21 protein-coding genes are annotated in these 26022 nt (G+C 71.7%); 9 read left to right on the top strand and 12 right to left on the bottom strand.

Features of this window, described 5'->3' with window-relative positions; genetic code table 11:
* Window positions 1-48: 48 nt before the first annotated feature.
* The gene (locus O7622_RS04120) at window positions 49-1557 is read right to left on the bottom strand and encodes a flotillin family protein (protein ID WP_282311925.1); all 1509 of its coding nucleotides are present in this window, start codon (window positions 1555-1557) and stop codon (window positions 49-51) included.
* Between the two features lie 25 nt (window positions 1558-1582).
* Entirely contained in the window at window positions 1583-2125 is a 543-nt protein-coding gene (locus O7622_RS04115) for an NfeD family protein (protein ID WP_282311924.1), read from the bottom strand.
* A gap of 82 nt (window positions 2126-2207) precedes the next feature.
* Here O7622_RS04115 and O7622_RS04110 point away from each other — a divergent pair, with 82 nt between their 5' ends.
* The gene (locus O7622_RS04110; protein WP_047892731.1) at window positions 2208-2687 is read left to right on the top strand and encodes a methylated-DNA--[protein]-cysteine S-methyltransferase; all 480 of its coding nucleotides are present in this window, start codon (window positions 2208-2210) and stop codon (window positions 2685-2687) included.
* A gap of 65 nt (window positions 2688-2752) precedes the next feature.
* Here the strand turns inward: O7622_RS04110 and O7622_RS04105 are convergent, their stop codons facing one another.
* Complete coding sequence (locus tag O7622_RS04105) at window positions 2753-3832, bottom strand: inositol-3-phosphate synthase (protein ID WP_013289364.1); 1080 nt, start codon at window positions 3830-3832, stop codon at window positions 2753-2755.
* 23 nt (window positions 3833-3855) lie between these two features.
* Window positions 3856-4494: a PadR family transcriptional regulator gene (locus tag O7622_RS04100; protein WP_013289363.1), complete on the bottom strand. Its 639-nt coding sequence runs from the start codon at window positions 4492-4494 to the stop codon at window positions 3856-3858.
* A 174-nt stretch (window positions 4495-4668) separates the two neighbouring features.
* On the opposite strand from O7622_RS04100, the gene O7622_RS04095 reads away from it, so the two are divergent.
* From O7622_RS04095 to O7622_RS04085, 3 genes are all read left to right on the top strand, one after another.
* Window positions 4669-5115, top strand: coding sequence for a DUF5318 domain-containing protein (locus O7622_RS04095; RefSeq protein WP_282311923.1), 447 nt, complete (start codon window positions 4669-4671; stop codon window positions 5113-5115).
* Window positions 5116-5309: 194 nt separating this feature from the next.
* Window positions 5310-8132, top strand: a complete 2823-nt coding sequence (locus O7622_RS04090) for a transglycosylase domain-containing protein (RefSeq protein WP_282311922.1) — start codon at window positions 5310-5312, stop codon at window positions 8130-8132.
* Between the two features lie 122 nt (window positions 8133-8254).
* A complete protein-coding gene (locus tag O7622_RS04085) occupies window positions 8255-9799 on the top strand; it encodes a glycosyltransferase 87 family protein (RefSeq protein ID WP_282311921.1) in 1545 nt (514 codons plus the stop codon).
* A 21-nt stretch (window positions 9800-9820) separates the two neighbouring features.
* Here O7622_RS04085 and O7622_RS04080 read toward each other — a convergent pair whose 3' ends face one another.
* Together O7622_RS04080 and O7622_RS04075 are read right to left on the bottom strand one after the other, a co-directional pair.
* Window positions 9821-11884, bottom strand: coding sequence for a hypothetical protein (locus O7622_RS04080; RefSeq protein WP_282311920.1), 2064 nt, complete (start codon window positions 11882-11884; stop codon window positions 9821-9823).
* The gene (locus tag O7622_RS04075; protein ID WP_282311919.1) at window positions 11881-12663 is read right to left on the bottom strand and encodes a deoxyribonuclease IV; all 783 of its coding nucleotides are present in this window, start codon (window positions 12661-12663) and stop codon (window positions 11881-11883) included. Before O7622_RS04075 ends, O7622_RS04080 begins: the two co-directional genes overlap by 4 nt.
* Before the next feature lie 651 nt (window positions 12664-13314).
* Between O7622_RS04075 and rpsF the strand changes: the two genes are divergently transcribed.
* The 4 genes from rpsF (at window position 13315) to rplI (ending at window position 14956) form a co-directional block, all read left to right on the top strand.
* Entirely contained in the window at window positions 13315-13605 is a 291-nt protein-coding gene (gene rpsF, locus O7622_RS04070) for a 30S ribosomal protein S6 (protein ID WP_013289357.1), read from the top strand.
* An 81-nt stretch (window positions 13606-13686) separates the two neighbouring features.
* Window positions 13687-14214 (top strand): single-stranded DNA-binding protein, encoded by a 528-nt coding sequence (locus tag O7622_RS04065; RefSeq protein WP_018788497.1) that lies wholly within the window; start codon window positions 13687-13689, stop codon window positions 14212-14214.
* Window positions 14215-14255: 41 nt separating this feature from the next.
* Window positions 14256-14495 carry a 30S ribosomal protein S18 gene (rpsR, locus tag O7622_RS04060; protein ID WP_013289355.1) on the top strand — a complete coding sequence of 80 codons (240 nt, stop codon included), beginning with the start codon at window positions 14256-14258 and terminating at the stop codon, window positions 14493-14495.
* Window positions 14496-14509: 14 nt separating this feature from the next.
* Window positions 14510-14956, top strand: a complete 447-nt coding sequence (gene rplI, locus O7622_RS04055) for a 50S ribosomal protein L9 (RefSeq protein ID WP_013289354.1) — start codon at window positions 14510-14512, stop codon at window positions 14954-14956.
* A gap of 66 nt (window positions 14957-15022) precedes the next feature.
* Here the strand turns inward: rplI and O7622_RS04050 are convergent, their stop codons facing one another.
* Complete coding sequence (locus tag O7622_RS04050; protein ID WP_282311918.1) at window positions 15023-15850, bottom strand: hypothetical protein; 828 nt, start codon at window positions 15848-15850, stop codon at window positions 15023-15025.
* Window positions 15851-17082: 1232 nt separating this feature from the next.
* Between O7622_RS04050 and dnaB the strand changes: the two genes are divergently transcribed.
* Window positions 17083-19902: a replicative DNA helicase gene (gene dnaB, locus O7622_RS04045; RefSeq protein WP_282311917.1), complete on the top strand. Its 2820-nt coding sequence runs from the start codon at window positions 17083-17085 to the stop codon at window positions 19900-19902.
* Between the two features lie 267 nt (window positions 19903-20169).
* Here dnaB and O7622_RS04040 read toward each other — a convergent pair whose 3' ends face one another.
* From O7622_RS04040 to O7622_RS04020, 5 genes are all read right to left on the bottom strand, one after another.
* The gene (locus O7622_RS04040) at window positions 20170-20850 is read right to left on the bottom strand and encodes a maleylpyruvate isomerase N-terminal domain-containing protein (protein ID WP_282311916.1); all 681 of its coding nucleotides are present in this window, start codon (window positions 20848-20850) and stop codon (window positions 20170-20172) included.
* A gap of 94 nt (window positions 20851-20944) precedes the next feature.
* Window positions 20945-21337 carry a zf-TFIIB domain-containing protein gene (locus O7622_RS04035; RefSeq protein ID WP_282311915.1) on the bottom strand — a complete coding sequence of 131 codons (393 nt, stop codon included), beginning with the start codon at window positions 21335-21337 and terminating at the stop codon, window positions 20945-20947.
* A gap of 23 nt (window positions 21338-21360) precedes the next feature.
* Complete coding sequence (locus tag O7622_RS04030; protein ID WP_282311914.1) at window positions 21361-21993, bottom strand: phosphoribosyltransferase; 633 nt, start codon at window positions 21991-21993, stop codon at window positions 21361-21363.
* The gene (locus O7622_RS04025) at window positions 21990-23333 is read right to left on the bottom strand and encodes a glycosyltransferase 87 family protein (RefSeq protein ID WP_282311913.1); all 1344 of its coding nucleotides are present in this window, start codon (window positions 23331-23333) and stop codon (window positions 21990-21992) included. Before O7622_RS04025 ends, O7622_RS04030 begins: the two co-directional genes overlap by 4 nt.
* Before the next feature lie 40 nt (window positions 23334-23373).
* A complete protein-coding gene (locus O7622_RS04020; protein ID WP_282311912.1) occupies window positions 23374-25839 on the bottom strand; it encodes a bifunctional diguanylate cyclase/phosphodiesterase in 2466 nt (821 codons plus the stop codon).
* Window positions 25840-26022 lie beyond the last annotated feature (183 nt).

Raw genomic sequence — 26022 nt, 5'->3', positions numbered from 1 at the left:
CAGCACGACGCCCGCCGGCTCCCCGAGGGGAACCGGCGGGCGTCGTCGTCACGGGGTGACGGTGCTGCCGTCCACAGTGGTCTTGCCGTTGTGCTGGGCGCTGCTGCCCAGCCGCGCCAGCAGCCCGGCCAGGTCGATGCCGGTCAGGTCGCTGCCGAGCTGGAGGCCCTGGGCGACGTTGCCGGCCACCGACTTGGTCAGCGAGGACGCGCCGTCGGTGGAGATCACCGTCATCTTGTCGATCGCGCCGATCGGGGCGCTCGCCGCGCCGACCACCTCGGGCAGCACCTTGACCAGCAGGTCCAGGACGGCCGCCTCGCCGTACGCGGCGAACGCCTCGGCCTTGCGGGCCATCGCGTCGGCCTCGGCCTGACCCTTGGCGAGGATGGCCGCGGCCTCGGCCTGGCCCTCCCGCTCGACCGCCTCGGCGATCGCGGAACGACGGCGCTGCTCGGCCTCACCCTCCTTGGCGCCCTCGATCGCGTTCGCCTCGGCCAGCGCGGCCCGGCGGGCCCGCTCGCCCTCACCGGTGAGGCGGGCCTGCTCGGCGGAGGCCTGCGCAGCGGCGATCGTGGCCTGCCGTTGCGCGTCGGCGTTGAGCACCGCCGCGTTGCGGTTCGCCTCGGCCTCCTGCTCCACCTTGTACCGGGCGGCGTCGGCCGGCTTGCGCACCTCGGTGTCGAGCTGGCGCTGCTTCAGCTCGGCGTTGCGCTCGGCCACCTTCTGCTGCTCGGAAAGGATCGCCTGGTCCCGCTCGGCCTGCGCGAGCGGACCGGCCGCCGCCGACTTCGCCTTCGCCGCGTCGATCTCGGCCTGGATGCCGGCCTGCTTGAGCGCCAGGTTCCGGTTCGCCTCGGCGATCGCCTCCTCGGCGAGCAGCCGCTCCTGCTCGGCCTGCTGGCGGGCCCGCGCCTCGGCGATGGCCGCGTCCTTGAGCACGCGGGCCGCCTCCGGCCGCCCCAGGTCCTGGAGGTAGGAGCCCTCGGCCAGGATGTCCTGGAGCTGGAAGGTGTCCAGCACCAGGCCCTGGTTGGTCATCGAGTGCTCGGCCTCCTCGGCGACCGCGCTGGCGAACGCCGCCCGGTCCCGGATGATCTCCTCGACGGTGAGCCGCCCGACGATCGAGCGGAGCGCGCCGGCCAGCACCTCGCGGGTGAAGTTGTCGATCTCCTCCTGCTGGTTCAGGAAGCGCTGGGCGGCGGCGCGGATCGCGTCCTCGGTGCCGCCGACCTTGACGATCGCAACGCCGTGCAGCTCGGTGCGGATGCCCTGCTTGCTCACCGCGCCGCGGATGCTGACGTCGATCCGGCGGCTGGACAGGTCGAGCGACTGGAGCTTCTGCACCACCGGCAGCACGAACACCGAGGCGCCGAGCACGACCTTCTGCCCGGACATGTCGGTGGCCCGGCCGCCGTCGGCGGTCTGGGTGGTGCGGCCCTTGCGGCCGGTGACGATGAACGCCTGGTTCGGCCCGGCCACCTTGATCCGGGACAACACGAAGAGGACGAGGACGACGGCGAGGAGGACCGCGCCGCCGATGGCGACGAGCAGGGGCATGAGGGTTCCCGTCTGTGTGGTGGTGTCAGTAGGTCTCGACGTGCACGCTGGTCTCGCTGAGTGCTTCGACCACGAAGATCCGGGTGCCGACCGGGATCGGCCCGTCGGCGCGGGCGTTGAGCTTCACCGGCTGGCCGGCGAGGCGTACCCGCACCTCGCCGTAGCCGCCGCTGGGGATCGGCGTCACCACCAGGCCGATCGCGCCGGCCAGGTGGTCGCGGGTGGGTGTGGCGTCGGTGCGCATGTTGCGGGCCGCGCGGCTCAGCCGCGCCGCCAGCCAGCCGGTGGGCACGGCCGCGAGCGCGCCGCCGGCCACCGCCGCCGCGATCATTCCGGGGGTACGACCCCCGAGCAACTCGTTGACGATCGCGCCGCCGAAACCGAACGCCCCGGTGAACCCGGCGGCCGCCTCCAGCGACACCGGCCCGTCGACGTCCGGCTGACCGAGGTGGAGCACTCCCGAGCCGAGCAGGGCGAGGGTCAGCACGCCGACACCGATCCCGCCGATGATCAGGAAGATGAGCGTCCCGGTGGCCATGACCTGCACGGTATCGACGCCGTGCAACATCGACTTCGCTCAGCGGTCGTCCAGCCCGCCCTCAGAGAGCCGGTCGGGGGAGAATGTCGGCGTGGGAGCGACAATGGGTGCCATGCGCTGGACCGTGCTCGACTCCCCGATCGGTGAGTTCTCCGTCGGCACCGACGACGACGCGGTGCGCGGCGCGCACTTCGGCCGGGTGGACGGGGCGGCAGACGAACCCGGCGACGCGGTGGCCCGGCTGGCGGTGGCGGAGCTGCGGGCGTACTTCGCCGGTGAACTGACCGAGTTCACAGTGCCGGTGTCGGCACCCCGGGGCTCGGAGTTCGAGCGCGCCGTGTGGCGGGAGATGACCCGCATCCCGTACGGGGAGACGAAGACCTACGGCGAGGTGGCGAAGGCGGTCGGTGATCCCGGCGGCGCCCGGGCGGTCGGGGTGGCCTGCAACCGCAATCCGGTGCCGGTGATCGTGCCCTGTCACCGGATCGTCGGTGCGGGCGGCAAGCTGGTCGGCTTCGGCGGCGGGCTGCCGCGCAAGGTGACGCTGCTGGAGCTGGAGGCGTCGGTGGCGCTGCGGCGCGCCTGGTCCTGACGTACGCGAAGAAGGAAGGCCGGGTCCGCGCGGACCCGGCCTTCCTTCTTGTGCGTGTCAGCGCGTCAGCGCTCGATCTCGCCGGCGATGAACGCCTCGACGGCGGCGTGCGCGTCGTGGTCGGCGTACTGCTCCGGCGGGGACTTCATGAAGTACGAGGAGGCGGAGAGGATCGGGCCACCGATCTTCCGGTCCAGCGCGATCTTCGCGGCGCGGACGGCGTCGATGATGACACCGGCCGAGTTCGGCGAGTCCCACACCTCGAGCTTCAGCTCCGCGTTGAGCGGGGTGTCACCGAAGGAGCGGCCCTCCAGGCGGATGTACGCCCACTTGCGGTCGTCGAGCCACGGCACGTGGTCGGACGGGCCGATGTGCACGTCGCTCTTGCTCATCTCGTGCGGGATCTGGGAGGTCACCGACTGGGTCTTCGAGATCTTCTTCGAGACCAGGCGGTTGCGCTCCAGCATGTTCATGAAGTCCATGTTGCCGCCGAAGTTGAGCTGGTACGTGCGCAGCAGCTCGACCCCGCGGTCCTCGAAGAGCTTCGCCAGGGCGCGGTGCACGATGGTGGCACCGACCTGGCTCTTGATGTCGTCGCCGACGATCGGCAGGCCGGCGTCGGTGAACTTCTTCGCCCACTCCGGGTCGGAGGCGATGAAGACCGGCAGAGCGTTCACGAACGCGCAGCCGGCGTCGATCGCGGCCTGGGCGTAGAACTTGTCGGCCTCCTCGGAACCCACCGGGAGGTAGGAGACGACCACGTCGACCTGCGCGTCGCGCAGCGCCTGCGCCACGTCGACCGGCTTGGCGTCCGACTCCTCGACGATCTCGCGGTAATACTGGCCGAGACCGTCGAAGGTCGGGCCGCGCTGCACGGTGACGCCGGTCGGCGGCACGTCGCACAGCTTGATCGTGTTGTTCTCGCTGGCGACGATCGCCTCCGCGAGGTCCATGCCCACCTTCTTGGCGTCCACGTCGAACGCCGCGACGAACTTCACGTCCGAGACGTGGTAGTCGCCGAAGGTGACGTGCATGAGACCCGGGACGCGGTCGTTCGGGTCGGCGTTCCGGTAGTACTCCACGCCCTGTACGAGGGACGAGGCGCAGTTACCCACACCGACGATGGCGACGCGGACGGAGCCCATAGCGTCTGCCTCCTTCTTCTTCATCACGGCCGCTCTTTCCTGGACGTTCCAGGCGTGGGCGGGCTGTCGTTGTCTCCTCGGCCACCGGCCGTCCCGGGTCGCGGGTCGGCGGGGGCCCGGCCGGAGCGCTCGTTGGCGATGAGCTCCTCCAGCCAGCGGACCTCGCGCTCACAGGCGTCAAGCCCGTGGCGCTGCAGTTCCAGGGTGTACGCGTCGAGGCGCTCGGCTGCCCGGCCGAGCACGTCACGAAGACCTTCGCGACGTTCCTCGATCTTGCGGCGACGACCTTCCAGGATCCGGAGCCGGGTGGCCTGGTCGGTCCGGGCGAAGAACGCGAAGTGCACGCCGAAGCCCGTGTCGTCGTACGTCTCGGGTCCAGCCTGCGCTATGAGCTGGGCGAAGCGTTCCTTGCCCTCCGCGGTAATGGTGTAGACCACCCGACCGCGTCGGCTGGTCAGCGCGGGAACCTCCTCGGCGGTCGCGGGTGTCTCGGCGGCTTCGGCGATCCATCCGGCCGCCTGCAGCCGACGCAGGGTCGGGTAGAGCGAGCCGTAGCTGATCGCCGCCCGGATGGCACCGAGCTTGGCGGTCAGCTCCTTGCGCAGCTCGTAGCCGTGCATCGACGCCTCCTGCAGGAGGCCGAGGATGGCAAGCTCGAGCACGGGCCATCCCCTCTTTCCCCCTGCGCGGAGCGCTAACCACCGCGATGTATCGAACCGATACATCGCACGTTAGCGGAGAGGTGAGGGTGGGGCAAACCCCTGCTTACGCGACGCGGTCCTCACGCATCGTGACCATGGTCGCCTGGGTTCGCCGGAGCGCGTACCCTTTGCCGCATGCGTACGCAGCGCCAGGTCGTCGACTACTCGCTCCAGAAGCGGGCTGTGCTGCGTGAACTGCTCGCCGGGCGGATCGGCACGTACGACGTCTGCGACGCCTCGCCGTACCTGAAGAACGCTGCTCGCTTCCACGGCGAGCCGACCGAGCACCGCTGCCCGATCTGCCGCAGCGAGAACCTGATCCACGTCCACTACATTTACGGTGACGAACTCAAGCAGTCGGCCGGCCAGGCGCGTACCCGGGCCGAGTTGCCCGTCCTGGCCATGACGCTGCGTGAGTTCCAGGTGTTCGTGGTGGAGGTCTGCCCCGGCTGCGACTGGAACCATCTCGTCGAGCAGTTCCTGCTCGGCCGGGACGGTCTCGCGGGCGAGGCGGAGGACGCGGACGAGTCGGTCGCGGCCAACGGCTCCACCCCTCGGCGAAGGCGAGAGGCGCAACGGTGAACGCGGCTGTCCCGAGCGCTGCCGGCCCATTCCCAGGGCGGCAGGAGCGACAGCCTTTAAGCGTAAATGGTCCGAATAGGTCGGATTTGACGGGCGCGCGCCGGTACCACCGGCGGGTAACGTCCCGTGTTCCAGCTCACGGCAACCCGGTGGCGGCGCCCCCGCGCCCCACCGCGACCGGCAGGGTGTGAGGAATGAACTACGGCGATCCCAGTTCTTCGCGTGGGCGGGCCCAGATCCCGGGCCCGAACGGCGACCCCGGTTCCGAAGGGAGCCGGGGCGGGAACGGTTGGTCCGGCGCGGCTGAGGGCGGCGCCTCGGCGCGCGCCTCCGCGACACCGTACGGCGCGGGCGGCCGGGCCTCGGTCGGCGGCGCCGCACCGGCGCCGCGCGGGGCGGCAGGCTCGGCCTCGGTCGGCCGGGCCGGCGCGGGCCGCGCCTCGGTGCCGGTGTCGCCGGCGCCCGGCGTCTCCGGACGCGCGGGCGCCGGGCGGGCGTCGGTACCGGTCTCCCCGGCCGCTCCGGCCGGACGCGCCTCGGTGGGCGCGGCGAGCGTCGGCGCGGCCGGCGTCGGCGGGCGTGCGAGCGTGGGCGCACGCGCGAGCGTCGGCGCGGCGGGGGTCGGTGGCCGGGCCCGGGTGCCCGGCGCCTCCGGCGGCGGTCCCGGTGGTCCCGGCGGTCCGGCCGGCCCCGGCCGGCGTGGCCGCGGCGAGGACCCGGCGCGGGCGAAGAAGCGCCGCCGGATCAACATCCTGATCGCCGGCTTCGCCGTGTTCATCATGCTCGCCGGCATCGGCGTGGTGAGCTTCACCTGGTACTCCACCAAGGTGGTGCTCCCGGAGGACACCATTCCGCCGCTGTCCACCACCATCTACGACTCGGGTGGCACGGCGATCGCCCGGATCGGCGACCAGAACCGCCAGCTCGTCACCATCGAGCAGATCCCGGAGCACGTCCAGCACGCGGTCGCCGCGGCGGAGGACCGGAACTTCTACAAGCACTCCGGTGTGGACTACAAGGGCATCGCCCGGGCCGCGTGGAACAACCTCACCGGCGGCGACAAGCAGGGCGCTTCGACCATCACCCAGCAGTACGCGCGCAACGCGTTCGAGAACCTGAACCAGGACACGTACGGCCGCAAGGTGAAGGAGGCGATCCTCGCCTCCAAGCTGAACGACAAGTACGACAAGCGCGTGATCATGCAGCACTACCTGAACGTCATCTACTTCGGCCGCGGCGCGTACGGCATCCAGGCGGCGGCGCGGACCTACTTCGGCAAGGACGTCAAGAGCCTCACAGTGGCCGAGGCCGCGGTGCTGGCCGCACTGATCAAGCAGCCGGAGCCGAGCGCCACCCACCAGGGCTACGACCCGGCGATCAACCAGGCGGCCGCGCTGGACCGGTGGAACTACGTGATCAACGGCATGATCACGGAGAAGTGGCTGGACGCGCCGAACACGCCGCAGCACCCCACCGAGTACCCGAAGAACATCGCGAAGCCGACGAAGAACAGCGGCGGCGGCTTCGGCATCAACACCCCGTACGGCAACATCGTCAACTACGTCTCGCAGGAACTGCGCGAGATGAACCTCTGCACCGACAACGAGGCCGAGGCGACCGAGAAGAAGCCGCTGTGCGCCAAGGCGCTGAGCCGGGGTGGCTACAAGATCACCACGACGATCAACCGGAAGATGCAGGAGGCGGCTCTCGCCGCGGCCCAGCGGGCCAAGAAGGGCTCCGAACTCGCCGGCCAGCCGTCGAACCTGATGGCCGCCGTGGTGGCCATCGACCCGAAGACCGGCCGGGTGCTGGCCTACTACGGCGGCGACAACGGCACCGGCACCGACTACGCCGGGAAGAACGTCGACAACGGCGTGGTGAGCGGCGGTCACTCGCCGGGTTCGAGCTTCAAGATCTACACGCTCGCCGCCGCGCTCAAGGAAGGCATCTCGCTCAAGTCCCGGTGGAAGGGCACGGCGTTCACGCCGAAGGGCACCAAGTTCAAGGTCAGTAACGCCGGCGCGGACACGGTCAAATGCGGTGACTCCTGCACGCTCGAACAGTCGACGCTGAAGTCGCTGAACGTGCCGTTCTACTACATCACCGAGCAGATCGGCCCGGACAAGGTGCTCGACATGGCCAAGCAGGCCGGGGTCACCACGATGTGGCAGACCGACACCAACCCGGCCAAGGCGCACGACCTGACCAAGGCCGACCCGAAGGACCTGGCTCCGTCGCCGTTCTTCCACGTCCTCGGCTACGGCCAGTACCCGATCACGGTGCTCGACCACGCCAACGGCGTCGCCACGTTCGCCAACCAGGGCGTCTACCACAAGGCGCACTTCGTGCGGAAGGTGGAGAAGCAGAACCCGGACACCGGCAAGTGGGACCTGGTCGGCGGGGAGAAGCTCAAGGGGCAGCAGCGGATCGACAAGGACATCGTCGCCGACGTGACGTCCGTGCTGAAGCAGTACCCGGGCCAGATCAACAAGCGCCTCGAAGAGGGCCGGCAGGTCGCCGAGAAGACCGGCACCTGGGAACTCGGCGACAAGACCACCCGCAACGGTGACGCCTGGATGATCGGCTACACGCCGCAGCTCGCCACCGCCGTCTGGGTCGGCAACGTCAAGGACCGCAAGGCGATCAAGTACAAGGACGGCCGGGACATCAGTGGTGCCCGGATGCCCGGTGACATCTTCCAGCGCTTCATGAACGACGCGCTCAAGGGCAAGGACAAGGAGGAGTTCCCGCCGGCGGCGAACGTCGGCGAGGACGACACCGGCAACGGCGAGGCCCCGCCGCCGACCAACGAGCCCGGCCAGCCGGGCGGCCCGAACTGCGACCCGCTGGGCCTGTTCTGCCCCGGCGGCAACAACCCCGGCGGTGGTGACCAGGGTGGTGGTGACCAGGGTGGAACGCCAGGCGGGGGCGGGCTCCCCGGTGGCGGCGGGCGCCCCGGTGGCGGCGGTGGCGGCGGTGGGCTGCTGCCGAGCACACCACCGACACGGCAGAACTGACGCGTACCACCTGACGGCGGCGGCCGGACCCGAGCGGTCCGGCCGCCGCCGCGTTTCGCGTACCGGAATTTCTCCGCGTGCGACGGGACGGCGACCCCCGGTGTACGGCAGGATGCCTCTCCATGAGCACCCAGTCGCCCGCAGGCATCGATGAGCCCGGCGCGTCCGAGGCGGCGCCACGATCCGCCGAGACGGTGGACCACCCGTCCCGCTCGGACTGGTTCGTCCGGGGCGCCTCCGGTCTGATCGGCGGGCCGCTCGGCGACCACGCCGCCGCCCTGGACCGGCCCGCCGGCCGGGAGAGCCGGTTCTGGACCGCCGGCCGGATCGTCCTCGCCCTGGTGTGCCTCACGCTGGCCCTGCACTGGGTGCAGAAGTCGCCCTGCCAGGACGGCGCCTGGCAGAACAACATCCAGTACACCCGGATGTGCTACACGGACGTGCTGGCGCTCTACTACGCCGAAGGGCTCAACGAGGGCAAGGTGCCCTACGCCGACCACCCGGTGGAGTACCCGGTGCTGACCGGTTACTTCATGGGCGCGCTCGGCCTGCCGGTGCACGCCCTCGGGGCCGACAACCCCGCCATCAACCAGGGGCAGTGGTTCTACAACCTGAACGCGCTGGTGCTCGGCGCGCTCGCGGTCGCCACCGTCGCCGTGATCCTCAGCCTGCGCCGACGACGACCCTGGGACGCCGCGTTGTTCGCGCTCTCCCCGGCGCTGGTGCTCACCGCCACCGTCAACTGGGATCTGCTCGCCATCGGCCTGGCCGCGTTCGGCCTGCTGGCCTGGGCGCGCGCCCGCCCCGACCGGTACGCGCTGCTGCTGCCCGGACTGGCCGGCGTCCTCATCGGACTGGGCGGCGCGGCCAAGATGTGGCCGCTGTTCATCCTCGGCCCGATCCTGGTCCTCGCGCTGCGCGCCGGGAAACTGCTGGCCGGGATCGTCGCCACGGCGACCGCGCTGGTGACGCTCGTGGCCGTGAACCTGCCGGTGGCGATCCCGTACCGGGAGAACTGGGAACGCTTCTTCGACCTGAACACCACGCGCCCGATCGACTGGGGCACGCTCTGGTACATCGGTCGCTACCTGGACGGCCGGATCAGCCCGTCCTCACCCGGCCAGCTCGGGCCGTTCGAGTGGCTCAACGCCAACATCCCCACCCTCAACTGGCTGTCGTACCTGCTCTTCGGCCTGGCCTGCCTCGGCGTGGCCGGGCTGGCGCTGCTGGCGCCGCGCCGCCCCCGGCTGGCCCAGCTCGCCTTCCTTGTGGTCGCCGCGTTCCTCATCTTCAGCAAGGTGTGGTCCCAGCAGTTCGTGCTCTGGCTGCTGCCGCTCGCGGTGCTCGCCCGGCCGCGCTGGGGTGCGTTCCTGGCCTGGCAGGTCGCCGAGGTCTGCTACTTCGCCGCGTTCTACGGCGAACTGCTCGGCACGGCCATGTCCCGGCCGGTCTTCCCCGAGGGCGTCTTCGTGCTGGCGTCGAGCCTGCGCCTGATCACCGTGGCGGTGCTCTGCGGGTTCGTGATCCGGGACATCCTGCGGCCCGAACTGGACGTCGTCCGGCACACGTACGCCGACGACCCGGACGGCGGGGTGCTCGACGGCGCGCCCGACGCGCCCTGGCATCAGCGCTGGCGGGCGCGCGCCGCCGAACCCGTTCCGGTGTGACCGAGACGGTCGTGTTCCGGTCTACAGCCGGAACACGACCGCCTCGCCGACCTGCTCCCGCGTCACGCCCAGCGCGTCGACCGGCCGGTCGAGCATCCCCTCCCACGGGGTGCCCTCCAGCTCGTCGCGCAACACCACAATGTTCTTCACGCCGATCTGCCGCAGGTAGTCGACGCTCGCGTAGTCCGGGAAGCTGACAGTCGCCTCGCGGATCCGGGCCTGCGAGCGCGGCGTGAAACCGCTGCCGCCGTTGACCATCGGCTGGAACCGGTCGGTGGACCAGAGCATCACCGGCTGGTCCAGGTTCTGGCTGCTCGGCAGCACCAGCATCGGGCCGTCCACAGTCCGCATCGCCGCCGGCTGCCGCGGCACCACCGGCTGCGGCGTCGCGTTCAGCCCCTCCACGAGCACCAGCGCCAGCGGCAGCAGCGTGGCCAGGCGCAGCCACGGACCCGGCCACGGCGGCACCCGCTCGGCGGCCAGCTCGCGTACCCGCATGCAGAACGCCGTGACCGCGCCTGCCGCGAGCAGACCCAGCAGCAGCGTGGCCCAGAGCATCATCCGGCCCGGCGTGCGCAGCCCGCTCCAGCCCGGCAGGTAGTCGAACAACGGCACGTAGGTGAACCGGCCGCCGAAGAACCGGGTGCCCATCGCCAGCGCCATCGCCACGAGCACCCCGGCCAGCAGGAAGATCCGGTGCCGGACCCGCCAGACCGAGAAGAACAGACCACCGGCGGCGAGCGCGTAGAGCACGAAGCCCGGCAGCAGCGTCATCTCCGGATGCCAGGGCAGCACGGCACGGGCGCCCTCGTGCAGCCCGCCCCAGACCCGGGACTCGGCCGGCGCGGTGAAGAACCCGCTCGCCGGTGGCGAGTAGAGCCCGATGTCGCCGAGCGTCCGTTCCGCGTTCGGGTGCAGCTCGGCCACCTTGAAGTACGGCACCGCCAGCGCCGCGCCCACAGCGGCGAAGGCGAGCCCGCCGACCACGTCGGCCAGGAACAGCCGCCGCCCGAACGGACGCTTCACCCGGCGCCGCCGCACGAACCACAGCACCACCGCGACCAGAACGATCCCGGCCAGCATGTACGCGAACGGCAGCCCGATACCGAACCCCAGGCTGAGCTGCCACGCGGCCACCAGCCACCCGGCGAACGCCCAGCCCGCGTGCCGGCGGCGCGGCCGGTAGCCGTACCGCAGTGACCAGCCGTGGCCCCGGGCCAGCATGGCCAGCGCCAGCGGGATGCCGCCGTTGGAGAGGATGTGCAGGTGCCCCGCCTGGGCCAGCAGCCACGGCGCGTAGGCGAAGCTCGCCCCGGCCACCGCGCCGCCGATGCGGCCCGCGCCGAGCTGCCGGGCCAGCGCGTACGCGCCGAACGCGGCGAGCGCGTGCGCCAGCACGAACATGATGTTGTAGCGCAGCACGGCGTGCTCCGGACCGACTCCGATCAGGCCCGCCGGGGCGTACCCGAGGAGCGTGTCGGAGAACGCGAAGCTCCAGTTCTCCGGATAGAACGTGTTCGCGTGCCACAGCATCGCCGGGTCGGTCCGCAGGATGTGGCCGGACCACGCCATCTGCCACGCCTGCAGGCTCGGATCCCAGTAGTCCTGCGGCAGCGTGTGCCGCGGATAGCGCAACGTGGGCCAGGTCATCGCCGCGGCCAGCGCCAGTGCGGCGACGGCGGCGAGCGTCCACTCGTGCACCAGGAACCGGCCGACCGCGCGGACGGCCCGGCGGGCCCGGCCGAGCACCGGCTCCGGCGCGGGCCCGAACGCGGACCAGGGATCGGCGGCCTTGTCGTCGGCCGTACCCGTTGTGTTCCCGTCTCCGGCGCTGGCCCTGTCGGCTGCGGCGTCTCCGCCGTCACCGCCGCCAAGGGCGTCGCCCTTGGCGGCGGCCTCGTCCCGGGCCTCGGCCTTCTTCCCGGCGGTGTGGTCCGTGCCGGATCCGCCCCCGGCGGTCCCACCCTCGCCGGGCGGGGCCGTCCCGGTCGCGTCGTCCGGCCGGTCCGGTGCGGCCGCGTCGCCGTCCGGACGGGGCTCGGCGCCGGACCGGCGACCGGTCGTTCCGGACTGCTCGGTCGTCACGCCGCAGCGCCCAACTGTCCGCGCAGGAACGCGATGTCGGCGGTCTGGCCCTCGACGCCGCCGGGGGTCTCGACGATCACCGGTGCGCCGGCCGCGCGGATCACCGCCACCAGCAGCTCCGGGTCGATGGTGCCGCCGGTCAGGTTGTCGTGCCGGTCCTGGCCGGAGTTGAACGCGCCCTTGGAGTTGTTCGCGTGGATCAGGTCGATCCGGCCGGTGATCGCCTTCACCCGGTCGACCAGGCCCAGCAGTTCCTCGCCGCCCGCGTACGCGTGGCAGGTGTCGAGGCAGAAGCCCACCTCGTGGTCGCCGAGCGCGTCCCAGAGCCGGGCCAGCGAGTCGAGGTGCCGGGCGCAGGCGTTGTCACCGCCGGCGGTGTTCTCGATCAGCACCGGCAGCGGGAAACCGCCGGAGTCCGCCGCGTACGCGAAGGTCTTGCGCCAGTTGTCGAAGCCGACGGCGACGTCGTGGCCGGCGTTGACGTGGCCGCCGTGCACGATCAGCCCTTTGGCCCCGACGTCCGCCGCGGCGGACGCGTGGGCGAGCAGCAGCTTACGGCTGGGAATGCGGATCCGGTTGTTGAGCGTGGCCACATTGATCACATATGGCGCGTGCACGTAGAGGTCGACGTCGGCGGAACGCAGGTGCTCGGCGTCCTCGCGCGGCTTCGGGGCCTTCCAGCCCTGCGGGTCGGCCAGGAAGAACTGGGCCGCCTCGGCCTGCCGGGCGGCCGCCTCGGCCAGCGGGTCGGTCGGGTCGACGTGGGCTCCGATTCGCATGCAGGTTCGCATGCAGGGCAGCCTACGTCGCGCCTGCGACGGCCGGCGCGCTCGCGGGAGGCGCACGGCGGGTCGGAGCGCGTCACCACCCGGCCTGGCGGTCGTTGTCCGAGATGGGATCGATGGTCGACGCTCCGCCCGCACGTGGTCCACAGCACGGACGGGCGAGGGTGGACCCCCGGAAACGGGACGCCCCGCCGTGCGGCCCGGCACTGCGGGGCGGGATCCGCTCGTCATCCCGGTACGGGAGGCAGCAGGAGGACCAATTCCTCCATTTACCCCAAGTGGTGACGAGAGCCATTGTATGGTCAGACCAGGTGACAACACGATAAAGCTCCGCGGGGCGTCTTCGATCCAACCTCATCGGTGTGGTCGTTCCTCCCCAGGTCCCACCCAAGGAATGCGGACGGGACGCCCCGCGGTCCCGTGGACAGGGGCCCACCTCCGGCGAGCCGGAGGTGGGCCCCTGTCGCCGCCCCCCGGCACACCGGGGCCACCGGCCCGGCCAGGCCATGATCGTCCGGACCGGCTATCCTGGTCCGGTTGTCCGCGTGTCCGGCCGGGTTCCCCCGGCAGCGGCGCGGGCAACGACGCACGACCTCCTGCCACGGAAGGACCGTGGCCGCTTAGCCCACAGGAGGTGAGCACGTCTTGCGTCATTACGAAGTCATGGTGATCCTCGACCCCAGCCTCGAGGAGCGCACCGTCGCCCCGTCGCTCGACACGTACCTGAACGTGATCCGGACCGCGGGTGGCTCGGTGGAGAAGACCGACGTGTGGGGCCGCCGGCGCCTCGCGTACGAGATCAACAAGAAGGCCGAGGGCATCTACGCCGTCATCGACCTCCAGGCGACGCCGGAGGCCGTTGGCGAGCTGGACCGTCAGCTCCGACTCAACGAGTCGGTGCTGCGCACCAAGGTCATCCGCCCGGAGATGCGCTGAGCATCTAGACCCGGCACGTCCGGATCACAAGCCTCATCCACGCTGTCGTACGGCTCTGAGAGCCTGACGGCACAAAGATGAGTGCGCGAGGAGATGGTCATGGCAGGAGACACCACCATCACGGTCATCGGCAACCTGACCGATGACCCCGAGTTGCGATTCACCCCCTCCGGCGCGGCGGTCGCCAAGTTCCGGGTCGCTTCGACGCCCCGCTTCATGGACAAGGCATCCGGCGAGTGGAAGGACGGCGAGCCGCTGTTCCTCTCGTGCACGGTATGGCGCCAGGCCGCCGAGAACGTCGCCGAGTCGCTGCAACGCGGCGCTCGCGTGATCGTGTCCGGCCGACTGCGCCAGCGGTCGTACGAGACCCGTGAGGGTGAGAAGCGCACCGTCATCGAGCTGGAGGTCGACGAGATCGGCCCGTCGCTGCGCTACGCCACGGCGAAGGTGCAGAAGATGTCCCGCTCCGGTGGCGGTGGCGGCGGCTTCGGTGGTGGTGGCGGCCAGGGCGGCGGCGGAGGCAACTTCGACGACCCCTGGGCATCTGCTGCCCCCGCCCCCTCCCGCGGTGGTTCGGGCGGAAACTTCGACGAGGAGCCTCCGTTCTAATGGCGCCGAGCGCCCGCGATCGCAAACCAGGAGCACGAGCAATGGCTAAGGCTGCGGCACTTCGCAAGCCGAAGAAGAAGGTGAACCCGCTCGACAAGGACGGGATCACCTACATCGATTACAAGGACACCGCGCTGCTGCGCAAGTTCATCTCCGACCGCGGCAAGATCCGCGCTCGACGGGTGACCGGCGTGACCTCGCAGCAGCAGCGGCAGATCGCCCGTGCGGTCAAGAACGCCCGCGAGATGGCGCTCCTGCCGTACACGGCCACGACCCGCTGAGAGGAGGCACGGACATGAAGATCATCCTCACTCAGGAGGTGTCCGGCCTCGGCTCTCCGGGCGACATCGTCGAGGTGAAGGACGGCTTCGGCCGTAACTACCTGCTGCCGCAGGGCTTCGCGATCGCCTGGACCAAGGGCGCGGAGAAGCAGGTCACTGTCATCAAGCGGGCCCGCTCGGCCCGCGAGATCCGCGACCTGGGCCACGCCACCGAGGTCAAGACCCAGATCGAGGGTCTGAAGGTCAACCTGAAGGCCCGCGCCGGCGACGGCGGGCGGCTCTTCGGCTCGGTCACCCCGGCCGAGATCGTCGACGCCGTCAAGGCCGCCGGCGGCCCGACCCTGGACCGCCGCCGGCTGGAGCTGCCCGGCCACATCAAGGCGCTCGGCTCCTACCCGGTCAGCATCCGGCTGCACCCCGAGGTGACCGCCAAGTTCGACCTGAACGTGGTCAAGGGCTGACACCCGAAGCACGACGCGAAAGGCCCGCACCGGTCGCCGGTGCGGGCCTTTCCGCATCCCCGCCGCTCAGCCGAGCGGATTGCCGGTCACCGCGCTGATCACCACGGTGGACAGCCCACCACCCACCACCGCGGCGGCCAGCGCCACTGTCGCCGACCGCCACGTCGTCCCGACCTGCCGCAGCAGCACCGCCACCACCAGACTGCTCACCATCGCCAACCCGAACCGCGGCGCCGCCGACACCAACGACTCCAGCGCGTGCGCACGCGGTGAATCACAACCACCGCCGGTGATGTCCGTGACGCACCCCGCCGGCGGCTGACCGCTCAGGAACAGCAGACCGACCACGAGCAGCACCGCCGGAACCAGATAGCAGGCCGCCGTGTAGACCAGCGGCCGCAACGGACCACCCGGATCCGGGTCCAGCAGGTCGTCCTCCAGCCGGCGACCCCACGAACCGCCGCCGATCGTCTCCACCCGACGCCGCAACGTCGACGAAGCCGGCTCCACCGGGCGACGACGAGGCGCGGAACGCGGACGCGGCGCCGAGTACGCCACAGCGGGCGAGCGCGGAGCCGTCGACGGCGTCTCCATCCACCGGGGGTCGTCACCGGAGAGCCGGGTACCCGACCAGAACGCCTCGGCCCGCGCCGGCGACGCCCAGCCCTCCCGCACCGGCGGCGCCGAACGGTCCCACGGATCGGCCTCCGCGTACCTGTCGTCGGTGTCCCGCACCGGCTCCAGGAAACCGGTGTCGGTGAACCGGTCCCACTCACCCGTGTGCTCCGTACGGTCCCACCGGCTCGCCGCCCGCTCCCCGCGGCTCGCGGGCACCGGCCGGTCCCAGGCGTGCACGCCCGACGCGTCCCACGGATCGACGGCGGGCGGCTCCACCGGCTCATGCTCGGCGCTCCGGCGGCGCTGCCACGGATCCGGCGCCGGCCACGACCGCGCCGGCTCCGATGGCGTCGCCCGTGACCAGGCCGGCTCCGACTCGGACGCCGTCGGCCGTCCCCAGGCCGGCTCCGACTCCGCTGCCGCCGACGCCGACCGGCCAGCGTCCGACGCCGCCGGCCACGCGGCATCCGTTCCCGAGCGGGACCACGCGCCGTCCGAGGCAGCCGGCCGCGACCAGGCGGAGTCCGACCCCGCCGGCGGCCAGGAGGACGCCGACGCCGACCGGCGACGCCGACCCGCCGGCCGTTCACCATCCGATCCGGCCAGCCCCTCGCTCGCACTCGCCGGCTCCGGGAACCCGGACCAGGTCACCTGCGGCCGGCGCGTCACCGCCCGGCGCGGACGACTCCGGGGTGCCGCCCCCGACACCGGCTCGTCGTCCTCGTCCGCCCGCCGGTTGCCCACGTACCCCCGCTCCTGCGGGGCGTCCATCGTCCACTCGGCGGTGTGGTCCGACAACGGACCCGCACCGATCGCGCGCAGATCCCGCCGGCCGGCGCCTGAGGCCGGCGGCTCCACCTCGTCGTCGGGCGCGGCATGCCGCCCGCCGCCGTCCGCGCGACTCACCCCGGACTCCAGGGCCCAACGGGGAAGGTACGTCTCCACCGGCTCGTCCTGGCCGCGCTCGATCGCCCGCCGCCGGCTCGCCGTGCGGTAGCCCTCCGGCGCGTACGAGTCGACCCGGCGCCGCCCGGCGGGCTCGTCCCAGGAACCGCTCGGCCGTCGCTCGCGCGGGCTGTCCTCCCCGCTTCCCCAGTCCCGGTGTCTCACGGCCGGAGCGTGACCTCTCTCAACCCGAAAGTAAACCCGCTGTCCCAGGTGTCGCCGTTCGCAGCGATAGTACGGGACGAACGACGACAAAGCTTGGCCGGAAATCTTCCGTCCACAGGGTGGGGATAGGGAAAGCCCAGGTCAGAGGCGATAAGCCCGGAATTTCCCATCACTTTTCCACATCCCTGTGCACACCCTGCGCACATGCCTGCCCCCAGGCGTCCACAGGTTGTCCCGAGGCTCATCCACCGGCCTTGTTGAGCGGCTGACCTCGGGTTCCGTATCGTTGTCCCCCGACCGCCGGGCGATGACCCCCCGATCGACCGGAGGGTCGGCGGAGAGTTGTCATACCCCGGCGATAGAGCTGGACCCGATCCGACGCAGCGAGGGGGGAACCCGTGTCGGTCACCGACGAGACACGCGCGGAGCGGACCGGGGGATCATCGCCCGAGCCGCCGCCACGCGATGCGGCGTTCGAGAAGACACCACCCCAGGACGTCGCCGCCGAGCAGTGCGTACTCGGCGGCATGCTGCTGTCCAAGGACGCCATCGCGGACGTCGTGGAGATCCTGAAGACCAACGACTTCTACCGCCCGGTCCACGCCACCATCTTCGACGCGATCCTGGACATCTACGGGCGCGGCGAACCCGCCGACCCGATCACCGTGGCGGCCGCGCTCGCCGACTCCGGCGACCTCGCCCGGATCGGCGGCGCCCCCTACCTGCACACGCTGATCGCCAGCGTGCCGACCGCCGCGAACGCCGCGTACTACGCCCGGATCGTCGGCGAACGGGCGGTGCTGCGCCGGCTGGTCGAGGCCGGCACCCGGATCGTGCAGCTCGGCTACGGCACCGGCCCGAGCGGCAGCCGCGACGTCGACGACATCGTCGACCTCGCCCAGCAGGCCGTCTACGAGATCACCGAGAAGCGCGTCAGCGAGGACTTCGCCGTCCTGGCCGACATGCTCCAGCCGACGCTCGACGAGATCGAGGCGGTCGGCGCCCAGGGCGGGGTGATGACCGGTGTGCCGACCGGGTTCACCGACCTCGATCGCACGCTCAACGGCCTGCACGCCGGCCAGCTCATCATCGTGGCCGGTCGGCCCGGTCTCGGTAAGGCGCTCGCACTCGACACCCCGCTGCCCACCCCACGGGGCTGGACCACCATGGGTGAGGTGTGCGTCGGCGAGCAGCTCCTCGCCGCGGACGGCACCCCGACGACGATCACCAACGTCTTCGACGTGATGTACGACCGCCCCTGCTACGAGGTCGAGTTCTCCGACGGAAGCGTCATCGTGGCGGACGCCGAGCACCTGTGGAAGACCACCACTCGGGCCGGCCGACGCCAGCCGGAGGCACGCCGGCGGCACCATTGGGCCGAGCCGGCGTCGGCGAAGGTGCGGGCGGCCGAGGTGACCGCATCCGCCGAACCGCACCGCCTGGTCACTCTCGCCGAAACCCTGGACCAGGTCGGCCCGGAATTCCGCAACGTGCTTCACGCCGTGGCGCGGACGGTGGGTTCCGACGGCCGGGTCGCCCGCCCGGTGACCCGGGCCGGCAAGACACACAACTGGACGGCTCCGGGCTACCCGGTGGGCGCGTTGATCTCCGGCCTCCGCGCACGCGCGGAACGACCGGTCAACGCCGGTAGCCGCGCCGAGCATGACGGGATCGTCACGACGGCACAGATCGCGGCCACGCTACGTACCGAGACGGCCGACCGCCGTCTCAACCACGCCGTGCGGAACTGCGCGCCGCTCCGACTTCCGGAACGCGACCTGGCCGTCCCGCCGTACACCCTCGGGGTGTGGCTCGGCGACGGGCACACCGGGGCCAGCCGCTTCACCACCGCGGACGCGGAGATGCTCGACCTCGTGGCCCAGGACGGCTTCCTGGTACGCCCGAGCGGGCCCATGGTCTACAGCGTGCATCTGCCCACGCCGGCCAGGAGGATGGATCGCACCTGCGTCGACTGCGGCGGCTCCACCCGTGCCCTGCGGGAGAGCCTCGGAACCCGCCGCTGCGCCGAGTGCCATGAGCGGAACGGCTCCTTCCTGGCCCTGCTCCGCCGGGTCGGGGTGGCCTACGACAGGCACATTCCGGACGACTATCTACGCGCCTCCGAAACCCAGCGCCGGGCGTTGCTCGCTGGTCTCATGGACACCGACGGCACGGTGGCGCCGACCGGTGACCTGCAGTACACGTCCACCTCGCGGCGCTTGGTCGACGGCGTGCGGGAACTCGTCGTCGGCCTGGGCTATCGGTGCACCAGGACCGAGCGCAAGGTGCGCGGCCGTACCGAGGAATCGTCGATCGCGTACACGCTGGACTTCTCCACCCCGGACACGGTCTTCCGGCTGGACCGGAAGCGGACCGTCCATGCAGCGCGGCGCCGGACGTTCTCGGACGTCCGCTCCCACTCGCGGTTCATCGTGGACGTCCGTCCGGTGCCGAGCGTTCCGGTGCGCTGTGTGACTGTCGACAATCCCGACCATCTGTATCTGGCGGGCCGTTCGATGATCCCGACGCACAACAGCACGGCGAGTATGGACTTCGCCCGAAATGCGGCCATTCGCGCCAACCAGGCGTCGGCAATCTTCTCGCTGGAAATGAGCAAGGTCGAGATCGTCATGCGACTCCTCTCGGCCGAGGCGCGCGTGCCGCTGCACGTCCTACGCAGCGGCCAGCTTTCCGACGACGACTGGACCAAGCTGGCCCGCTGCATGGGGGAGATCAGCGAGGCGCCGCTCTTCGTGGACGACACGCCGAGCATGAACCTCATGGAGATCCGGGCGAAGGCGCGGCGGCTCAAGCAGAAGCACGACCTGAAACTGATCGTCGTCGACTATCTCCAGCTGATGACCTCGCCGAAGCGCACCGAGAGCCGGCAGCAGGAGGTCGCGGACCTGTCGCGTGGCCTGAAGCTGCTGGCGAAGGAGGTCGAGTGCCCGGTGATCGCGGTGAGTCAGCTGAACCGTGGCCCCGAGCAGCGGACCGACAAGCGTCCGCAATTGTCCGACTTGCGCGAATCTGGGTCTATTGAGCAAGATGCGGACGTTGTCATCCTTTTGCATCGCGACGACTACTACGACAAGGAGTCACCGCGAGCGGGCGAGGCGGACTTCATCATCGCCAAGCACCGGAATGGGCCGACGGACACGGTGACGGTGGCGGCCCAGCTGCACCTGTCGCGCTTCGTGGACATGGCGATCGTGTGACCGCCGCCGGTGGGCGCCGGCCGACTCCCTCCGAATGCGAGGAGATCGTCGGCTGCGCGTCCACCGCCATCGGCGCCCCGAGCACTGGTTCGCTCACCCAGTTCAGGGTGGTGGGACGGCATCTTCACGGTGGGGACCACATGCGGGCCCGGCGGAGAGAACAGCGAGGTTGCTCTACGAGGATGCTGTGTCGGCTCTGGCCCGTAAGGCGGAGATCGCCGCACGCATGATCGCGCGGCAGCGCGGAGCAGCCTGACCCGAGTGGCGTCAGCCGAGGAGCGGGAACCAGCCGGCGGCCTCACCCAACTCCAGCCGGTCCCGGTCGGTGAGCGGCACCCGCCCGGCGGCCTTCAGCAGGTAGTCGTGGTCGTCCCAGCCGGCCGGCCGTACCGCGTCGTCGCTGAGCAGGCCGTCCATCGTGGTCACCGCGACCCGCGTCGGGTCCGCCGCCGGCCGCGGCGCGTCCGGCAGGTCCACCACCAGGTCCAGGTGATGGATGACCGCCTCGGTGGTCAGGGTGGCGAGCAGATGGGGTACGCGCAGCACATGACCCTGCGTGGTCACGCACCCGTCGGGGTCGGCCGCGGTGGCCGCGCGGACGGCGGCGGGCGCGGTGTCGGCCCAGACGCGTACCACTCCTGTCGGCCGGTCGAAGGCGGCTGCGGAGCGGCGTGCCCACCAGGCGTGCCCGGCGCTCGCGTCGTCGTCGCCGGGGGTGAACGCGCGCCAGTAGCTGACGTCGTCCACGTCGGCCGGTCCGGGTGCGGGGGTGGCCAGGGCGACGAGTGCGCGCTGGGCGTCGCAGAGCACGTGGAAGAGCAGGTCGGCGACGACCCAGCCACGGCACCGGGTGGGCCGTTGCAGGCCGGCGTCGTCGAGCGGGGTGACCACGGCGGTGATGCCGTCGTACGCCTGGGCCAGCGCCTCGTGCTGCCGGATCGGGCTCATGTCGTGCAGCCTGCCACGGTGCGGCGGGTGCGGCACGGCGACGAGCGCGCCGGGTCGATGCGGTGCACCGGCCCGGCGTGCGCGTGCTCGGCGGTCAGTCGAACAGTTCGCCGAGGAAGCCGTGCTTCTTCTTCCGCCGGTAGTGGCCGTGGTAGCCGTAGTGCTGCTGCTGACCGTGGCCGTACGCAGGCTGCGCGTAGCCGTGGCCGGGCGGCGGCGGAGGAGGGGGCGGGGGGACGGCGCCGTAGCCGGGTTGGTGCGGCGCGGCGGTGGGCGGGGGCGGTGGCGGGTAGCCGGCACCGGACGGCGCGGGCTGCTGCGGGGCGCCGCCGTGCTGCCGGTTCCAGTTGGCCTCGGCATCGAACAGCTTTTCCAGCTCGCCGCGGTCGAGGAAGATGCCCCGGCATTCGCCGCACTGGTCGATGACTACTCCGCTGCGCTCGTACTGGCGCATTTCTCCGCGGCACTTGGGACAGGTCATCTGCATGACAACGACGGTACCGGGTGTTTTCACGCAGTGGCGGTCAGCGCCTGCGTGACCTCGTCGTCGGAGACCTCGTGGAAGTCCTCGTAGTACGCGCCGACGGCGGCGAAGTTGTGCGGGAGTTGGCAGCTCACGACCGTGTCGGCGTCGGCGGCGAGCATGTCGTACGCCTGCTCGGAACCGACCGGGACGGCGACCAGGACGCGGGCGGCGCCGAGGTGCCGGGCGACCTGGACGGCGACGCGGGCGGTGGCGCCGGTGGCGAGTCCGTCGTCCACGATGACGGCGGTGCGCCCGGTGAGGTCGAGCGGTGGGCGGCCGCCGCGGTAGCGCTGTTCGCGGCGTTCCAGTTCGGCCTGTTCGCGGCGGCGGACCTGGGCGCTGTCGTTCTCGCTGATCCGGACGGCGACCATCTCGTTGAGGACCTGTACGCCGCCGGGCCCGAGCGCGCCGTACGCGACCTCGGGTGCCCAGGGCACGCCGAGCTTGCGGACGACGAGGACGTCCAGTGGTGCGCCGAGCCGCTCGGCGACCACCCGGGCGACGGGTACGCCGCCGCGGACCAGGCCGAGGACGATGACGTCGGGCCGGCCGGCGAGGTCGGTGAGTCGTTCGGCGAGTTCGCGTCCCGCCTCGGCCCGGTCGCGGTAGGTGGTCATCCCTCAGGTGTACGCCTTCCGGCCGGATCGCGCGGGGCGGTTGCCGGGAATGCCGCCCTGTCGTCCGGTCGGGTGAGCGCCAGCGCGGGGGCGAGGACGAGCAGGGCTGCCGGGTAGAGCAGGTACCCGAAGCGGGTGGAGGGCATCAGCAGGATCGCGGCGAGCAGCCCGTACCCGCAGATGAGGGCCGTGGCGGCGGCGGTGCGGGGCGGACGGCGCAGCAGTCGGACGGCGATGGCGAGTCCGGCGGCGACGAGCAGCGCGGCGGCGACGGCGCGGCCCGCGGGGAGTGTCTCGGCGACGAGGTGCCCGGGGAACGGCGACTGGGCGGGGCTGGTGACGAGGCCGTGGCCGAGCGGGAAGCGCAGTACGTTCTCGACGAGAGCGTCGCGGTCGACGAGAAGTACCGGGACCAGCGCGAGGACGGGCAGGCCGATGGCGCCGAGGGCGGTGCGGGTCGCGGACCTGCGGGTCGCGGCCCAGCAGATCAGCACGACGGCGACCGGCCAGGCGAAGAGTTTCAGGGCGCCGGCGGCGCCGACCGCGAGGCCGGCCCGGCCGGGTCGTCCGGCGGCGGCGAGCGCGAGGGCGAGCAGGCAGAGCGCGAGTACGGGGAGGTCGTCGCCGCCGGTGGCGAGGGTGAGCGCGCAGACGGGCAGGACGGTGGCGGCCTGGACGGCGCGCAGCACGGCGGCGTCGCGGCGGGGTGCGGCCGGGCCGCCGCTGGCGCGCAGCGTGGCGACGAGGGTGACGAGGGTGAGTGCGGTGACCACGGCGAACCAGACGCGGGAGTCGGTCCACCAGGCGTCCACGGCGGCTCGGGGCAGCCCGAACAGTGCCATGCCGGGCTGGTAGGGGGTGTAGCCGAGGAGTTGCTCGCCGGGGGGCAGGGCGGCGATGGCGTCGGGTCCGAGGTAGGGGGTGCCGTGTTCGGCGAGGCGGGCGCCGGCGTGTTCGACGACGATCACCTCCTCCTGGGCGCGGTCGGTGCGTCCGCCGGCGCGTTCGACGCTCTGCGTGACGATCGGCAGGAGCGCGGTGGCGGCCCAGGTGAGGCCGGCGACGGCCCAGCGTGCGGGCAGGCCGGCCAGGGGTGTGCCGGCGTCGCGGCGGCGGGCGAGCAACTGGGTGGTCGCGGCGAGCGTGGCGAGGGCGTACCCGATGGTGGCGACGGTGCCCCAGGCACGGTGCGGCGGCAGCGTGGAGGTGGCGGCGGTGATCGCGGCGAAGACGGTGGCGGCGGCGTAGAGGCCCAGGTCGAGGGCGAGGCCGCCGGCGGCGGTGTCGATTGCCGACCAGCGGCGGGAGACGGGGGTTGCCGGGTCGGCGTGGGCGGTCACGCGGGCCAGTGTGGCAGACCGGCGGGGTGCCCCGGCCGGGTCAGGGTTGCCGGGCGTCGGTGGCGGCGGGGGGTGCCGGGCGGGTGCGGCCGGTGCGGCGGCCGGGGAGGCGGATGACGGCGCCGGCGTCGTGCAGGGCGGGTGCGAGCGCGCCGGTCCGGCCGCCGTGGCCGCGTTGGAGGGCGGCGAGCAGCGCGGCGGCGGGCAGTGGCCGGGCGAACAGGTGGCCCTGCCCGGCGGCGCAGCCGAGTTCCCAGAGCGCGCGGCGTTGCGGTTCGCTCTCCACGCCTTCGGCGACGACTGTGAGGTCGAGGCTGCGGCCGAGGTCGAGGGTGGAGCGGATGACGGCGGCGGCTTCGGGCGCGGTCTCCATGGCGCCGACGAAGCTGCGGTCGATCTTCAGTTCGTGTACGGGGATGCGGGAGAGCAGGGAGAGCGACGAGTATCCGGTGCCGAAGTCGTCGAGTGCGAGCCGGACACCGGAGTCACGCAGTCGGCTGAGGACGCGGTCGACCACGTCGAGCTGGCTGAGCGTGAGCGTCTCGGTCAGTTCCAGGACGAGCCGGTCCGGCGGCAGGTCGTGGGCGCGCAGCCGGGCCAGCACCGCGCCGGGGAAGCGGGCGTCGAGCAGGCTGCGCGGGGACACGTTCACCGAGACGGGCAGGTCGAAGCCGGCGTCGCGCCAGGAGCCGGCGGCGATGAGCGCCTGGTCGAGGATCGCCTCGGCGAACGCGGGGAGCAGCCCGGAGCGTTCCACCGCTTCGAGGAACCGCAGTGGGTCGATGAGCCCGTGGGTGGGGTGGTGCCAGCGGGCCAGGGCCTCCGCGCCGATCACCTGGCCGCTCGCCAGGTCGACGATGGGCTGGAAGTTGACAGTGAACTCGTGGTCGGCGACGGCGCGGGGCAGTTCGCCGCCGAGGGTGAGCCGGCTCAGGTCGGCGGTGTCGCGGGCCGGTGCGTACGTGGCGACGCGTTGGCCGGCGCGTTTGGCCTGGTACATGGCCACGTCGGCGCGGCGCAGCAGTTCCGGCATGCCGCCGGTGGCGGGGGCGACGGCGATGCCGCCGCTGGCTTCCACGCTGATCCGCATGCCGTCGAGGTCGAGCGGGTCGTGCAGCGCGGCGAGCAGGGACTCGGCGCGGTGGGCGGCGACTGCCGGGGCGGGCAGGCCGCGCAGGAGTACGGCGAACTCGTCGCCGCCGAGCCGGGCGACCAGGTCGTCGGGGCGGGCCGCTCCGCGCAGTCGTTCGGCGACCTGGATCAGCACCTGGTCACCGGCGCCGTGCCCGAGGGTGTCGTTGACTTCCTTGAAGTGGTTGAGGTCGATCAGCACCAGGGCGGTGACGCCGTCGGCGTGCCGTGTGGTGAGCTGGGCGCTGCCCTCGTCGAGCAGGTGCCGCCGGTTGGACAGGCCGGTGAGGGCGTCGTGGGTGGCGGCGTAGGCGTGGTCCTCGGCGATGCGGGCGAGTTCGGCGTACGCCTGGGCGTTGCGGACCGCGGTGCAGAGGGCGGAGGCGAAGGTACGCAGGGTGTACTGCTCGCGTTCGGAGAGCTCGACCGGTCCGGCGAACCGCAGCCGCAGCACGCCGACGTCGTCGGTGCGGTCGTGGCCCTCGAGCACGACCGGCATGATCTGACCGTCGACGGCGCTGGGCCGGGGGGCTGTTCCGTCGTACGCGATGTCCGTGCCGTTGCCCCGGATGGTGCGTCCGCCGTCGCGCAGCTCGATCTCGACCTCGTCGGCGGAGAAGAGTTCGCTGGCCTCGGTGACCGCTGTGGTGAGCACCTGGTCCAGGTCGACCACGTTGAGGGCGTCGGTGGCGCGGGCCAGGCGTTGCCACGCCTGCTGCTCGGTGCGGGTGCGGATCCGGGCGGAGTAGGCCAGATGCAGGCTGAGGACGAGCGGTGGCACGGCGAGCAGCAATCGGGGGTCTGCCCGCAGGATGAGTACGGTGCTGACGGCCACCAGGAAACGCAGGCCGAATCCGGCTATCCGCAGGTCGAGGTCGTCGCGGAACTGCTGGAGGATCGGCGTGCGGGAGGCGAGCGCGATGACCGGGATCGCGAGGACGTCGTCGAGAACCGCGGCCACCAGGTAGACGAACCCCAGCAGCAGGACGATGCCGAGTGGCTCCCGAGGCGGCCAGGCGCTTCCCAGCAACAGGGTGGCGACAGTGGCTCCGCCGGCCACCAGGGTGTGCTTCGCGATGGCGAATGCCACCTTGATGGGTGCCAGGCGGGTGACTGAGCCGCACGCCACGCCGATCCCGGTGGCCAGGACGACCCACGAGGGGGGAGCGACGGCGAGGCCGATGACGATCGCGGTCTCGACCCAGGCGAAGTAGAAGGTGGTGGAGCGGATCCGCAGACGGGTCTTGATGACGGTGGCCAGCGTCACTGTGACGACGAGTGCGGTGACGGTGACGAAGTCACGCGCGGAGTCGGGGTGTTGTGTACGGGCGGAGTAGATCGCGGTGAGGGCGACGATCGTCGCCCCCGCGACCAACGCGTAGACGATCCCGCGCAGGTGTGGGTCGACAGCCGTTCGGCTTTCCGTGGTTCGGCTCAACCCGCGTCACCCGCCGCTCACCGTCGGTATGCGATGAGCGGCAGCCTACCGCTTCACCCGGGTCCGAGAAACTCATCCCCATTCGGTGCTGCGCATTGTGCTGCCCTCCTCGAATATCGC

It is taken from the genome of Micromonospora sp. WMMD1076 (assembly GCF_029581475.1).
In the GTDB taxonomy this organism is placed as follows: Bacteria; Actinomycetota; Actinomycetes; order Mycobacteriales; family Micromonosporaceae; genus Micromonospora; species Micromonospora aurantiaca.
The sequence above is the reverse complement of the archived record's forward strand: the minus strand, read 5'-3'. Positions and strand labels throughout refer to the sequence as shown.

Coding starts and splice junctions, on each gene's coding strand:
- O7622_RS04120 (WP_282311925.1), bottom strand. CDS start 1,557: ATGCCCCTGCTCGTCGCCATCGGCGGCGCGGTCCTCCTCGCCGTCGTC.
- O7622_RS04115 (WP_282311924.1), bottom strand. CDS start 2,125: ATGTTGCACGGCGTCGATACCGTGCAGGTCATGGCCACCGGGACGCTC.
- O7622_RS04110 (WP_047892731.1), top strand. CDS start 2,208: ATGCGCTGGACCGTGCTCGACTCCCCGATCGGTGAGTTCTCCGTCGGC.
- O7622_RS04105 (WP_013289364.1), bottom strand. CDS start 3,832: ATGGGCTCCGTCCGCGTCGCCATCGTCGGTGTGGGTAACTGCGCCTCG.
- O7622_RS04095 (WP_282311923.1), top strand. CDS start 4,669: ATGCGTACGCAGCGCCAGGTCGTCGACTACTCGCTCCAGAAGCGGGCT.
- O7622_RS04090 (WP_282311922.1), top strand. CDS start 5,310: ATGAACTACGGCGATCCCAGTTCTTCGCGTGGGCGGGCCCAGATCCCG.
- O7622_RS04085 (WP_282311921.1), top strand. CDS start 8,255: ATGAGCACCCAGTCGCCCGCAGGCATCGATGAGCCCGGCGCGTCCGAG.
- O7622_RS04075 (WP_282311919.1), bottom strand. CDS start 12,663: ATGCGAATCGGAGCCCACGTCGACCCGACCGACCCGCTGGCCGAGGCG.
- rpsR (WP_013289355.1), top strand. CDS start 14,256: ATGGCTAAGGCTGCGGCACTTCGCAAGCCGAAGAAGAAGGTGAACCCG.
- rplI (WP_013289354.1), top strand. CDS start 14,510: ATGAAGATCATCCTCACTCAGGAGGTGTCCGGCCTCGGCTCTCCGGGC.
- O7622_RS04040 (WP_282311916.1), bottom strand. CDS start 20,850: ATGAGCCCGATCCGGCAGCACGAGGCGCTGGCCCAGGCGTACGACGGC.
- O7622_RS04035 (WP_282311915.1), bottom strand. CDS start 21,337: ATGCAGATGACCTGTCCCAAGTGCCGCGGAGAAATGCGCCAGTACGAG.
- O7622_RS04030 (WP_282311914.1), bottom strand. CDS start 21,993: ATGACCACCTACCGCGACCGGGCCGAGGCGGGACGCGAACTCGCCGAA.